The organism is Amphritea sp. HPY (genome assembly GCF_050870985.1).
Lineage (GTDB): Bacteria > Pseudomonadota > Gammaproteobacteria > Pseudomonadales > Balneatricaceae > Amphritea.
Window position 1 is genome coordinate 280835 of record NZ_CP194015.1, and the last position, 13418, is coordinate 294252.

Here is a 13418-nt window from a genome sequence, read left to right on the forward strand (position 1 = left end):
GCACTCAGGGCGTTTTTTTGTCAGTTCTGTATTTGGCGTAGGCCGTTTTTAACGTAGGCACAGTTTCTAAAACCTGTGCTGTTTCTAACGTCGGCTCAGTGACCAGCGCGGCACGCGTTGCGTTAGCCGCGGCTTTATAGGTTGGTATTGCGCCTTCAGACTATAGAGGGGCGTATTGTCGCGGGATATGATGAGGCGCTGGCTATCATTAGGGTGCCGGTTAATCTGCCATTTTTCAGGCTTATCGATCATGGCGATCAGTATGCTTTCCGTTGTGGGTGTTGGAATGTCCTTAAATTCCACCATAAATTCACTGTTATCCGGCAGCGCCCTCTGCTCTGTGCGCAGATCGCTAAATTGTTTGTTGGCCAGTATTCTGCAACATAAGTGGAGGTCCCAGAATTCCGGCTCAGCAAGTACTGGCATCAACTGGCCGATATGCGACGGTGAAATGACCGAGCGCTCTTTAGAGAAAAACTTTCTTACCGTCAGGTCGGTGTGTGCTTTGAGCAGTGAGTTATCACGGACGTTACCGTTAAAATCGACCTGATTCAGGCCGTCGGCCATGCGCTGCAGGTTGAAGTCGCAGGCTTTGATGAAGTTCCAGGCAGGCTGCATCGAGGTCTTTGATCCGATACTGTATTTAACTGCCTGCTTACCGTTGCGGGTGCGTTTTTCCAATAAGGTTATAAGCAGGTAGCTGGTTTGAAAATCTACTAATGCTTCCGGCTGCGCGGTGTAGCAATATGAGACCTCACGCTGGCAGAAGGCAAGCCAGGCTGCGCGGTCGTTAAGGTGGGGCAGGCAGCGGATATTCATTGTGTTCCTTGGTTAGTAACTTCCTTCAGGGGCGATATATAATAGCTGTCTTTATATCGAATCCTAGTTTATCTGAACTTAAGAGTAGGCTCCATGAAACTTATCAATCGCTCCGCCCTTGCGGTGCTTCCGCTGCAACCTTTTGTTGATTGGGCTAACCAGCAGCAGGATGACCTCAATCAGGCTATGAGTCTGGCGGAGCATCGTGCCGAGGGCAGTGTCTATCTGACTAAAGAGTTTCACAGTGAAACGGATATTGCTGAGCAGATAGAACAACATTATCTTCATATCTTTGACAATGAGCTGGCGGCCTGGGATGAGTTTGGTGATAACTGGCCAGCCACACGGACAAAGGAGCTATTCCTGGAATGGTTCGAAGTACAGCCGCAGGTGATGGCTATCGACCTGTTACAGGCCCCGTTACTACTGGCTCCATTGGACTAAGGGTGCGGTGAATAAGTACCCTTGGGGGGTTGCTTTTAGCCCCTTCGGCCGTTAACAATGGGTGCTTTATTTTGAAATCTGGTAGCCCGATGTCTGCGCACAGTCCTGAACAGATAGACAGCAGTCCTGAACCGCTTGATGGCAGTACTGAACAGTTAGCGATGCATCCCCTGCGCGAGTCTCTGTATGAAGAGATGCACTCTCGGCCGTTTCAGGTGATTCCAAGCCCTGCACGGATATCTCACCTGTCGGTGTTATGTAATGAGCAGCAAAAGCTAGATCAATTCCGTCATCTGCAGCGTTTATGTGATCACTTTGGTACCCCGGTACCGCAGGAGGATGTGCCTTGTTACCAGGGGCAGTTTGGTGATCTTCAGGTGCGGCGGGAAAAGCATTTGGAGTTCGTCTCATTTACCTTTATCTGGCTAAACGGTGGCAGTCGTGATCCGTTTGCTGAGACCGGAGTGACTCATCTGCCAGCTGGCTGGCTTGATGGTATTCCAGGTCAGGTAGTCGCGGCATTTCATGTTTCAGTGGAAGATGCGCGAGACAAGACAGAGCCTTCTATCCCGGAAGTTAAGAGTTTCTTTGAAACCATGCGACTGGTCGGCAGCCAGCCGTCCCAGGGCTGTGCCCAGGTGTGGACCAGCTTTAATATGCACAGCGATGATTTTGGTCGTTTCCTGATCTATAACCGGGAGATGAGTGATAGTCAGTTGGGGCGTCTGGTGCAGCGGTTGCTTGAGATCGAATCTTACCGTCTGATGACATTACTTGGCTTGCCGCTGGCGCGTTCAATCAGTCCACGCCTGCAGCAGATGGACCTGCAACTTGCCGAACTCACGGAGGTCTTATCCGGCGATATTGCCGAGTGTGATGAACGTCAGCTGCTGGCACGGCTAACTAAACTTGCATCCCAGGTTGAAGCTTATCGGGCGCAGTCCACATTCCGGTTTAATGCCACGAATGCTTATCAGGATCTTGTGCTAAGCCGACTTAATGATCTGCGTGAAGATGAAGTGTCCGGCCACCTGACACTGCAAGAGTTTATTACCCGGCGATTAGTGCCAGCGGTACGTACTTGTCAGGCTGTAGCTGATCGTCTTGAGGATCTCTCACGACGGATCGATCGGGTCAGTGATATGCTGCGAACACAGGTTGAGCTATCGATTCAGGGGCAGAACCAGGAGCTGCTCAGTTCAATGGATCAGCGCTCGAAGATTCAGTTGATGATGCAGCATACGGTAGAGGGCCTATCGGTTGCAGCTATCAGCTACTATACCATAGGTCTGATGAAAATTTTCCTTGGTGTACTGTACGATCAGGGGCTGGAGATCGATAAGAGTCTGGCGCTGGGTATTTCTATGCCGGTTATTATTCTGGGGGTTGCGCTGATCACCCGCCGGATCCATTCTAAATTCAGTAAACTGGCCGACGAGTCGGCGAAACAGGAATAACTCAGGATTTTATGCAGATGAGCATTGCAGCAGCGATAGAAGAAAAAGTGCGTCAGGCGCTGACGGTACAATATTTAGTGATTGAAAACGAAAGCCATATGCATAGCGGTCCGGCAGGCGATAGCCATTTTAAGCTGGCTGTTGTCGCGGGCGAGTTCTCGGGCAAGCGTGCTGTAGCCCGGCATCAACTGGTCTATGCTGCGGTGGCAGATCTGATGAATAATCCGGTCCATGCGCTGGCTCTGCATCTGTATACAGCCGACGAGTGGCAGCAGAAAAATGGTGATATTCCTCTGTCGCCGAACTGCAAAGGGGGCTCCAAGCAGAGCTGAAGTCAGTTCCCAGTGGCTGGCCGGTTTATATCGGCCAGTCCGGGCGCGCTGGATATACTTCTGTAGCCCGCTATTTTTGATCCCCAGCTTGGGGATAAACTGTCCATCTCCCTATTAAATTTGTGTCAATATTGACCTTTAGTCGTTATTGCAGTCGATGTATTGATATGAGGCGGGGGTGGTTCCCAGTTGATATCAAAGATAGGGGATAACAATGAGAAAAAACCTGCCAGTCAATAATCGGGAATCTACCTTCGATGAAGGCACGCCCCTGGTTTCAACTACTGACCTGAAAGGTCAGATTACCTTCGTTAATGATGCTTTTGTCGAAGTGTCAGGTTTCTCCCGGGATGAATTGATCGGACAACCCCATAATCTGGTGCGCCATCCGGATGTGCCGACCGCAGTGTTTGATGATATGTGGCAAAAGCTGAAAACCAACAGTCCCTGGATTGGGATTGTCAAAAACCGCTGCAAAGAAGGCGGTTTTTATTGGGTTAATGCCTATGTAACTCCTATTCTTGATGCCGATGAAGTGATTGGCTATCAGTCAGTGCGCTCTAAACCGACAGCTACGCAAGTGCAGCGGGCAGCCAATACCTATAGCAGGTTGAATAAAAAGCGCAGGCGTTTTTCTTTCTGGGATATCAGTTTGTCAGTCAGGGCTGCTTTTGTTGCTGCCTGTGCTCCTTTGCTGATGTTGCTGGCGGGAGTTTTGAGTAATTGGGATCCCGTATTACTAATGGTAATTGGCGTGGTTAGTTCCCTGGTGTGTGGTGGTTTGAGTTTTGCCGCTTTGCAGCCACTGCGGCGACTGGCAAAGCGATCTCTGCGGGAGATCAACAGTCCGGTATTAGAAGAGATGTATATAGGCTCCAATACTGAGATCAGTAAGATCGTATTAGCACTGCAATTGCATAATGCCCGAATTCGATCCGCCGGTGAGCGGGTTAGCTATTCAGCGAAAGGTGTTGAGCAGCACAGCTTGTCAGTGTTAGATATCGCTGAGAATGTCACTGAAGCGATGAATCGTCAGGTCTCAGAAGTCGAGCGTGTGTCAGTACATATCAGCGAGCTGTCGCTGGCAATTGAAGAGGTAGCGAAGAATGCCACCTTGTCTTCCGATGAAACCGGGCTAACCAGTGCCAGTGTTGAACAGGGTAAAGGTGTGGTCGACCAGACGGTTAGTTCTATCCTGGAACTGGCCAGCCGGGTGGAGCAGGCCGTGGTGCAGGTGGAACTTCTGCGTTGCGCCACGCAGGATATTGCCGAGGCCACCAGTGTGATCACCGATATTGCCGATCAGACAAATCTTCTGGCGCTGAATGCTGCTATTGAGGCGGCTCGTGCTGGTGATCAGGGCAGAGGATTTGCCGTGGTTGCCGATGAGGTTAGGTCGTTAGCTCAGCGAACGCAGGAAACGACAAGAAGTATTGATGCGGCGATTGATCGCTTATCGAATGAATCGCAGCAGTTAGTCGATTCGATGACGGTCGGGCAGGAGCAGGCTAAATCCTGCGTAGAATTTGCTGGCGGTGCCGGTGACGCCCTGGAGTCCATTTTACAATCGGTGCATAAAATCGCCGATATGAGCGCGGTCATTGCTTCGGCTTCAACCCAGCAAAGTGCCGCAGCTAGCGAGTTATCGGACAATCTGGATGCGATCAAGTCAGCCTCTCATGAGGCTCATGATGCCGCCAGTCGCTCTTATTCTGCCAGCCAGGACCTGGCACAAACTGCCCGGGAAGTGGTGCAGAGTGTAACCGTTTAGCATGCTATAGAGAGTATGTCCCGAGACTATGCTCGGATTACCTGTTGTTTGAAAATCAGCTCTTAACACTGTTTAACGAAGCTGGAATCGTATTAGTAAAGAACCCGCAGCAGCGGGTTTTTTTGATTCAGCTGTAAGCATTATTAATGCTTTGTGTCGATTACCCTGTCGCGTGATAGTCTGCGGTCATGTTTTTGTAGCTATTATTAACAGGGTTTACTGTTCTGGATTGGCATATGGAAAAACTGCATTACAACTGGCGGTATATTGTCGCGGTCGCCCTTGAGTCCAGGCCTGAGTTGGTTAAGGCAAATCTTATAGCGTTGCTGGCTACAATTGTCAGTGTGCCGGTGCCATTGCTGATGCCTTTGCTGGTAGATGAGGTTCTACTGGAGCAGCCCGGCATTATTGTTGCCTTGTGCAATCAGCTATTTCCACAGGGCTGGCATGGCGCGGTGCTTTATGTTGCTGTTGTGCTGATCATAACTGTGCTGTTACGCAGTGTGGCATTGTTGCTGAATGTCTGGCAAACCCGTAAATTTTCAAAGATTTCCAAAGAGGTTATCTACCGTATTCGTGAAGCGCTGTTGTTGCGGCTACAGCGTATCTCTATGGCTGAATATGAAACTATGGGCAGTGGTGCGGTCAGCTCACATTTCATCACCGATCTGGATACAGTTGATCGCTTTGTCGGATCCTCAGTCAGTCGGATGCTGGTCGCATCGCTGACCATTCTCGGTACTGCTTTGGTCTTGTTATGGATGCATTGGCAGCTGGCATTGTTCATTCTGTTACTGAATCCACTGGTGATCTATCTGACGATGGTGATCGGTAAGCAGGTCAAGCAGCTGAAAAAAGAAGAGAACACTGCTTATGAGATATTTCAGGGGGCGCTGACTGAGGTGTTGGAGGCGATCTATCAGATTCGTGCGGCCAATCGGGAGCAGCACTACCTGATGCGCTTGATTGGCAGCGCCCGTGATGTGCGGGATCGGTCTACCGCTTTTGAGTGGCGTAGCGATGCGGCAAGCCGATTCAGCTTTATGGTGTTTCTGGTGGGCTTTGACCTGTTCCGGGCGTTGTCGATGCTGATGGTGGTATTTTCTGATCTGAGTATCGGTCAGATGATGGCGGTATTTGGCTATCTCTGGTTCATGATGGGGCCGGTGCAGGAGGTGCTGGGGATTCAATTCGCTTTCTATGGTGCTAAGGCGGCACTGACCCGGATTAACCGGTTAGCTGAACTGGAAGAAGAGCCTTACTACCCGCGTCTGGAGAATCCTTTTGCAGAGCAAGAGCAGATCGAAATTGAGTTACGTAATATTCATTTTAGTTATACCTCCGGGCAGGAAGTTTTAAAAGGTTTGAGCCTGAAGATCGGGGGCGGACAGAAAATCGCTTTGGTCGGTGCCAGTGGTGGCGGTAAATCCACCCTGGTGCAGGTGTTGCTAGGGTTGTATCCCGCGCAGCAGGGTGAGGTGCGATTTGGCGGTGTTCCGGTGACACGGATAGGGCTTGATCTGGTGCGGGAAAATGTCGCCACGGTATTACAGCATCCGGCACTGTTTAATGACTCGGTGCGGGGTAATCTGACACTGGGACGAAAATACAGCGAGCAACAGTTGTGGCAGGCGCTTGAGGTTGCTCAGCTGGATGATTTTGTTGCGCAGCTTGATGGTGGTCTGGAAGCGCTGGTCGGCCGACAGGGAGTTCGCTTATCCGGCGGGCAGCGACAGCGTCTGGCTATTGCCCGGATGGTGTTGTCTGATCCAAAGGTAGTGATTCTGGATGAGGCGACTTCGGCTCTGGACGCGGAAACCGAGTATCGTTTACTTAACGCGCTGGGGGAATTTCTGAAACACCGCACGACCATTATTGTGGCGCATCGTCTTAGCGCGGTGAAGCAGGCTGACCATGTCTATGTATTTGAAGATGGTCAGATCTCGGAGCAGGGCGGCCATCAGGAGCTGTTATCGCGCAACGGACTATATGCGCGTTTATATGGTCAGCGACAGCAATGAGTCCTGTTGTTGATTGAGTTTGTGCTGCTTGTGACTGTGTGTAAGTTGACTGTATATAAAGGGTAGGAGGCTGAACAGTGCGACAACGGTATCACTGGCGAGCGGACAATAACATTGATCTGTTGATCGATGGCGACCAGTTTTTCCCCCGTATGCTGGCTGCCATAGAGGGAGCCAGACAGTCGCTGCTGCTTGAGTTTTATATGGTCAGTTCCGGACAGATAACCGATAGCTTTATCGATGCCCTGACCAGAGCCGCCAGACGGGGAGTTGAAGTTTGCTGGCTGGTGGATGACTTCGGTGGCCGTGATCTTAGTAGTGAGGACTGTGAGTTATTGCGTGCAGCCGGAGTTAACTTAATCCGATATAACCCGATCCGGATACGTAAGCTACAGCAGAATTTTGCCCGCGATCATCGCAAGCTGATGCTGGTGGATCAGGTGACAGCCTTTATAGGTGGCACCGGGATCAGTGACGAATATCTGAAGGCTGATTCTGAGTTTGACTCTGAGTTTGATGCTGCGGGATGGCATGAAATTATGCTGCAGGTAACAGGCCCGGTAGTTGCTGACCTGCTGGATCTGTTTCGACAGCAGTGGCAACGCAGTGCCAATAAGGTTTTGGCGTTAACGGATATCGGCTATCAGCGTTGCGGTGATGCTAAAGCGAAGGTTGCTGTGATTCAAGGTCTCTATCAGCAGGATATTAAACTGAGTTTTATTCGCCATATCAGCAATGCAGAGCAGAGGGTCTGGTTGGCAACGGCGTATTTTCTGCCATCTATTTCAGTGCGCAGAAGCCTGCGTCGGGCAGCCCGAAAAGGGGTCGATGTGCGTGTTATTGTTGCAGGGCCCTGTACCGATCATCGCTGGATATACCATGCATCCAAGCGTTATTATCGCCGCTTGTTGAAAGCAGGGGTCCGAATATACGAATATCAGCCTACGCTTCTGCATGCAAAAATAGGGGTTTGCGATGACTGGGTTTCGGCGGGTTCATGCAATCTGGATCACTGGAATCTGCGCTGGAATCTGGAAGCGAATCTTGAGGTTGTGGAACCCGCTTTGACTCTGCAGGTCATACACTTGTTGGAAAGTGATATGCAGCGTAGCGAGGAAATTACCTATGAGCGGTGGCAAAAACGTCCCTGGCATCTTAAGCTACGTGAGCTGATCTGGTCGCTGGTGAGTCAGCTGCTGTTAAAAATCCGTTAAGCTTAGGCAGGTTATTATTGGCGGTAAGCTTTATACTCTAAGTAAGACTTATGAATTTAGCCTCAGGATGAGGTGTTACAGGAACTGATTATGAATATGCCGATGACTAAAGTGCTGTTTGCGACTTTTATCTCTCTGACTATGTTGCTGCAAGGATGTGCTTCCTCGCTGACCGGTGAAACCTATTCACGCAGTGAGGCGCGAAGGGTACAGCAGGTGCAGTATGGCTGGGTTGAAGCAGTGAATCCGGTGGTGATTGAGGGCCGTACTGATAGTCCGTTAGGCGCTGGTGTTGGCGCTGTAGTTGGTGGCATTGCCGGTAGTGAAGTTGGCGGCGGCAAAGGTAAAACACTAGCGACAGTTGTCGGAGCTGTTGCCGGTGGCATTATCGGGCAGAAAGTGGAAGAAGGCGCGACGCGGAAACAGGGGCAGGAACTCACTGTATCGCTGGAAAATGGCCAGACTATTTCGGTGGTTCAGGAAGTCGATGCAGGCGGTTTCTTTCAACCGGGTGAGCGGGTCAGAGTCCTGCGTCAGGGCGGCACCGCAAGAATTGTGCGTTGAGGTCGCTTAGCTAATAAAGATTAAGTTAAAAGGCGAAGTTGGCGTAAGCTAAGTTAACAAGGCCTGGTTAGTAAAAAGCCCGCGATTGCGGGCTTTGTTATATTTGGACTGTAGCGCAGGGCTTATTTCTTATCGGCTGGTGCGTGGAACAGCAGGTAAAGGTCGATAAGCAATTCTGGGATAACTGCTACATCTTATATCGGCTTACTTCTTATCGGCCGGGGCGTGGAATAGCAGGTAAAGATCAATTAATAGTTCTGGGATATTACGGCACATCTCATCACACAGACGCTGGTCTTCACGCATCTTGGCGAATTCAGGATCTTCAAACAGTTCAGAGGCGATCATAATCGGCAGCATCAGTTCAGCGACCTCTTCTTCTGCCTGATGGTTGAACCACTCATCTTCTTTCAGGAATACCGCTTCCATGAATGACTGGGACCAGGTGGTCAGATCCGCTTGTTCTTCATCGCTTTCAGTTTCAAGCGTAAGTTCGCAGGGCATCAGCATATCCTGATCATTGTACAGGTCGCTGCCGATGCTGAAATAAAGGCGCTTGAGCAGATCTTCGATGCGTGCCTTTTCTGTTTCAGAAGAGTATTCAGGGGTACCGTCGAACAGTTCCTGCAGCCACTGTTTTTCTGAAATTTTTACCGGACTGATATTCAGCGCACACATATAACCGTGGGTGCCGATCAGATCCAGCGCGTCTTCTGAAACCGCATCAGAAAACATAAATGCTTCTAATTCGTCCAGTTCGGCATCGGTCAGAGGGGCGTTCAGCATGGCGTTTTGCATAAGATAGTGTCCGGCAATAAAAATAATGCGCTGATTTTAGCAGTGAAACGAGCCGGATGCGTAGTATTAATCGCAGGAATTACCGATATCCGGATGACAGGGCTTTGAACATCCCGGATAATCCGACGCCATGATTGAACAAGCAAAGCATTTACTCAAACAGATCTTTGGTTACGACCAGTTTCGTGAGCCCCAGGAAGCTGTCATCTCGACGCTGCTCGAGGGGCAGGATGCGCTGGTGGTCATGCCCACCGGTGGCGGCAAGTCTCTGTGTTACCAGCTGCCGGCGCTTATTCGTCCCGGCGTTGCGGTGGTTGTTTCACCGTTGATCGCATTGATGCAGGACCAGGTGCAGGCATTGTCACAGTGGGGGATTCGGGCCGGTTGTCTGAACTCTTCTATGGACTTTCGTCTGGCGCAGGAGATCGAACACCAGTTACGCAGCGGTAATCTGGACCTGCTCTACGTTGCGCCTGAGCGATTGCTGCAACCGCGCACCATGAAAATGCTCAGTGAATGTCAGGTGGCGCTGTTCGCTATCGATGAGGCACACTGTGTATCCCAGTGGGGCCATGACTTCCGACCGGAGTATTTGCAACTCAGTTACCTGCAGGAATGTTTTCCTGGCGTGCCTCGCATTGCGCTCACGGCGACCGCGGATGAGCGTACTCAGCAAGAGATCAGCGAACGGCTGGGGCTACAGCAGTCGCGTAAGTTTATCCAGGGCTTTGACCGGCCCAATATCCGCTATCGGATTGGTCAGAAGCACCGGGCTAAAGAGCAGCTGCTGAAATTCCTGAAAACAGAACATGCCAGCGATTCAGGTATTGTTTACTGCCTGTCCCGTAAAAAAGTCGAAGCGACAGCGCAGTGGCTTCAGGAGCAAGGCTACAAAGCCTTGCCGTATCATGCCGGCCTTCCTGCTGAGTTGCGTAGCCATAATCAGCACCGTTTTCTGACTGAAGAAAACATATTAATGGTTGCGACCGTAGCCTTCGGGATGGGCATAGATAAACCTAATGTGCGCTTTGTCGCCCATCTCGATCTGCCTAAGAGTGTTGAAGCTTACTATCAGGAAACCGGCCGTGCCGGACGTGATGGACTGCCTGCAGATGCCTGGATGGTGTATGGCTTGCAGGATGTAATTTTCCTGCGCCAGATGCTGGAAGCCTCCCAGGCGGATGATCTGCATAAGAGTATCGAGCGTCAGAAGTTGGAAGCGATGCTGGGGCTATGCGAGATAACCAGCTGTCGGCGGCAAGTTTTACTTTCTTACTTTGGCGAGCAAGGCAGCGAGTCCTGTGGTAACTGTGATACCTGCCTGGAGCCGGTTCCAGTGTGGGATGCCACTGACGCGGCACGTAAGGCTTTGTCGGCGGTATACCGCTGTAAACAACGCTTTGGTGTTAATCATGTTATTGAAGTGTTACTGGGCAAGAGTAGTGATCGGGTATTGGAGCTTGGGCATCATAAGCTGACGACCTTCGGTATCGGTAAAGAACTGGATCGCAATCAGTGGCGTTCGGTATTTCGTCAGCTGGTGGCACGGGGCTATCTCGGGGTTGATCCTAATAGTCATGGCGTATTGTACCTGACCGATAGTTGCCGGCCCTTGCTGAAAGGCGATGAGCAGATCGAGATGCGTCAGGATAAGCGTAAACATGAAGCCTTTACCAAGCGCAGTGATCCACAACAAAAGCTGGATGCTGAAGACTATGGCTTATGGAATGCACTTAAAGCTAAGCGTATGGAACTGTCGCGGGAGCAGGATGTACCTCCATATGTTATTTTCCACGATGCTACTTTGATGGAAATGGTGATGTACCATCCTCAGACCCATCAGCAGATGGGGCGCCTGAATGGTATCGGTGAGCGTAAGCTTGACCTGTACGGTGATCAGTTTCTGGAAGTGATCCGTGAGCATGAGCAGGCAGCCAACCAACAGCAGGATCAGAATCAGCAAGCCAGTGAGTCAATCTCACTGTATAAAGCAGGCATGACCGTTGCTCAGGTTGCCCGGCAGCAGCATCTTTCGGCCAATGTTATCTACCACCATCTGGCTCAGGGGATTTCCGATAGTGCGCTAGCGCTTGGTGATGTTATTGATATCAGTGCTGATCAATTGCGACATATTCAGCAGGTGATGTGCAGTTGTCTTGATGGTGTTGGTGTTGCCTTGAAGCCAGTCTATGACGAACTGGATGGTGCATATGAATACGGTGTACTGCGCTGTATTCGGGCAGATATGGAAAAGCCTCCTATAGCGCCAAAAAGTACCAACAAAGCAGCAGGCTGATTATGGATAGCTTCGGCCTGTGGAGCTTGTTCTTCAGTAGTTTTATATCTTCGACTTTATTGCCGGGCGGCTCAGAGGTGCTGCTGGGGTATCTGGTTAGTGAACAGGTCTATCCTTTTAGTGTCGTGGTTGCTATCGCAAGCCTGGGCAACACTCTGGGTGGCCTGGTGACTTTACTGATGGGCTGGTTACTGGCTATCAAGCTGCCATTCAAGGCCTTGCAAAAGAAACGTCACCTGCAGGTCCAGCAGCAGCTCACTAAGTACGGTCCGGTCTGTCTTTTACTGTCCTGGCTGCCGGTGATCGGCGATCCTTTGTGCTTCGTTGCTGGTTGGCTGCGTTTGGCCCTGTTACCGTCAATTCTGCTTATTATGGTTGGTAAAACCTTGCGTTATCTGGTGATAGGTCTGGCTGTTAGCTGATATATTTATCAGTAGCTGATTATCGTTAACTGCAGTTGATAGCAGTTAATAAGAGACTGATCAATCCGGGAGTACTTATGCTATCGGCCAGGACATTCAGACGACTTCGTATTCTGATTCTGCTCAGCATCCTGTTTGTTGTCGGGTTAAATAGCTGGCTGTCCAGTGTGCGCAGCCATAGCTGGCAGCGCTCGGTGTGGGTCGTGTTGTATCCGATAAATGCTGATGGGCGGACTGATACTCAGCAGTATATTGATGCGCTGGATAAGCCTCATTTTGAAGAGATCGAACAGTTTTTACAGCGCGAAGCTAAAAACTATTCGTCGCTTGAACAGCCGGTTACTGAGGTATTTCTGGCTGATTCGGTACAGTCTGAGCCTCCCGAAGTGCCAACTCAGGCGGGTATTCTGGAAAGTGTTATCTGGAGCCTGAGTATGCGCTGGTGGTCATGGAATAATGATTCCTGGCAAGGTCCTGAACCTGATGTCCGCATCTATCTTCGCTATTTCTCTCCCAATAATCGTGACGTTCTGGAGCATTCTCTGGGGCTGCAAAAAGGCATGATCGGTCTGGTGAATGGTTTCGCCAGTATCGATTACAACGCAAAGAATAATTTTGTTATCGTGCATGAGCTGTTACATACCCTGGGAGCCAGTGATAAGTACGACCCTCTGACGAATGAGCCTGTTTTTCCAGAAGGTTATGCCGATCCACAACAGCAGCCGTTGTTACCCCAAACGCGGGCGGAGGTAATGGGTGGGCGGGTGAAAGTGTCTCCAGGCTGGATTCTGATGCCCTTGAGTCTGGATGACGTTGTGGTCGGGCCTGAGACTGCAGCAGAGATAGGTTGGCGGGATTAGCTCACCGGTAGGGTAACTCCGTTCAAAGTTCTAAATAGTCTGCATTTGATCTATATGTTACAGCTTGCGCTGAAACAGTATCAATTATGCTGTCTGTAACATGAGGTTAGACTGAGGAACCTGCGAACAAGTCCTATTCGTGCTCTGCAGGCTCCAGGATCTGTCCTACGGGGCTTTCGGGAAAGTCCATGCTCTGTGTCAGAACTTATTATAAGGTCCAGACATTATTGCAAAGCTTTTCATTGATTGTGAGCTTTCCCATAGGCCAGCCCCCTAAGGGGATGATAAGTGCCGGCAGAACTTATTCGTAGGTTCCCTAACGGAGCAGTGGTTTATCAGAAAATAGTGTTAAATGATGTCTCACTTGAATCCCTGGCTGATTCAGCGGGCTCAGAAAATGCGGACTTAATAAACCAACTG

The 13418-nt window shown here is 50.4% G+C and carries 12 protein-coding genes; 10 read left to right on the forward strand and 2 right to left on the reverse strand.

From position 1 onward, the window contains the following. Positions 1-84: 84 nt before the first annotated feature. Positions 85-819, reverse strand: a complete 735-nt coding sequence (locus tag ACQUQM_RS01285; protein WP_432472676.1) for a hypothetical protein — start codon at positions 817-819, stop codon at positions 85-87. A gap of 93 nt (positions 820-912) precedes the next feature. Between ACQUQM_RS01285 and ACQUQM_RS01290 the strand changes: the two genes are divergently transcribed. The 7 genes from ACQUQM_RS01290 (at position 913) to ACQUQM_RS01320 (ending at position 8622) form a co-directional block, all read left to right on the forward strand. After that, entirely contained in the window at positions 913-1263 is a 351-nt protein-coding gene (locus tag ACQUQM_RS01290; RefSeq protein ID WP_432472677.1) for a hypothetical protein, read from the forward strand. An 89-nt stretch (positions 1264-1352) separates the two neighbouring features. Then, the gene (locus ACQUQM_RS01295; RefSeq protein WP_432472678.1) at positions 1353-2720 is read left to right on the forward strand and encodes a DUF3422 family protein; all 1368 of its coding nucleotides are present in this window, start codon (positions 1353-1355) and stop codon (positions 2718-2720) included. Positions 2721-2737: 17 nt separating this feature from the next. Further along, positions 2738-3052: a BolA family protein gene (locus ACQUQM_RS01300; RefSeq protein ID WP_432472679.1), complete on the forward strand. Its 315-nt coding sequence runs from the start codon at positions 2738-2740 to the stop codon at positions 3050-3052. Between the two features lie 214 nt (positions 3053-3266). Next, complete coding sequence (locus tag ACQUQM_RS01305) at positions 3267-4823, forward strand: methyl-accepting chemotaxis protein (protein ID WP_432472680.1); 1557 nt, start codon at positions 3267-3269, stop codon at positions 4821-4823. Positions 4824-5059: 236 nt separating this feature from the next. Continuing rightward, entirely contained in the window at positions 5060-6844 is a 1785-nt protein-coding gene (locus ACQUQM_RS01310) for an ABC transporter ATP-binding protein (RefSeq protein WP_432472681.1), read from the forward strand. A gap of 77 nt (positions 6845-6921) precedes the next feature. Continuing rightward, the gene (locus ACQUQM_RS01315) at positions 6922-8058 is read left to right on the forward strand and encodes a phospholipase D-like domain-containing protein (protein WP_432472682.1); all 1137 of its coding nucleotides are present in this window, start codon (positions 6922-6924) and stop codon (positions 8056-8058) included. A 90-nt stretch (positions 8059-8148) separates the two neighbouring features. After that, positions 8149-8622: a glycine zipper 2TM domain-containing protein gene (locus ACQUQM_RS01320; protein ID WP_432472683.1), complete on the forward strand. Its 474-nt coding sequence runs from the start codon at positions 8149-8151 to the stop codon at positions 8620-8622. A 204-nt stretch (positions 8623-8826) separates the two neighbouring features. On the opposite strand, the gene ACQUQM_RS01325 is transcribed toward ACQUQM_RS01320, so the two are convergent. Then, positions 8827-9420 carry a YecA family protein gene (locus ACQUQM_RS01325; RefSeq protein WP_432472684.1) on the reverse strand — a complete coding sequence of 198 codons (594 nt, stop codon included), beginning with the start codon at positions 9418-9420 and terminating at the stop codon, positions 8827-8829. A 130-nt stretch (positions 9421-9550) separates the two neighbouring features. Here ACQUQM_RS01325 and recQ point away from each other — a divergent pair, with 130 nt between their 5' ends. The 3 genes from recQ to ACQUQM_RS01340 all read left to right on the forward strand — a co-directional run bounded on the left by recQ (position 9551) and on the right by ACQUQM_RS01340 (position 12998). After that, a complete protein-coding gene (recQ, locus tag ACQUQM_RS01330; RefSeq protein ID WP_432472685.1) occupies positions 9551-11716 on the forward strand; it encodes a DNA helicase RecQ in 2166 nt (721 codons plus the stop codon). Positions 11717-11718: 2 nt separating this feature from the next. After that, a complete protein-coding gene (locus ACQUQM_RS01335) occupies positions 11719-12138 on the forward strand; it encodes a YqaA family protein (protein ID WP_432472686.1) in 420 nt (139 codons plus the stop codon). A 77-nt stretch (positions 12139-12215) separates the two neighbouring features. Next, entirely contained in the window at positions 12216-12998 is a 783-nt protein-coding gene (locus ACQUQM_RS01340; protein ID WP_432472687.1) for a hypothetical protein, read from the forward strand. Positions 12999-13418 lie beyond the last annotated feature (420 nt).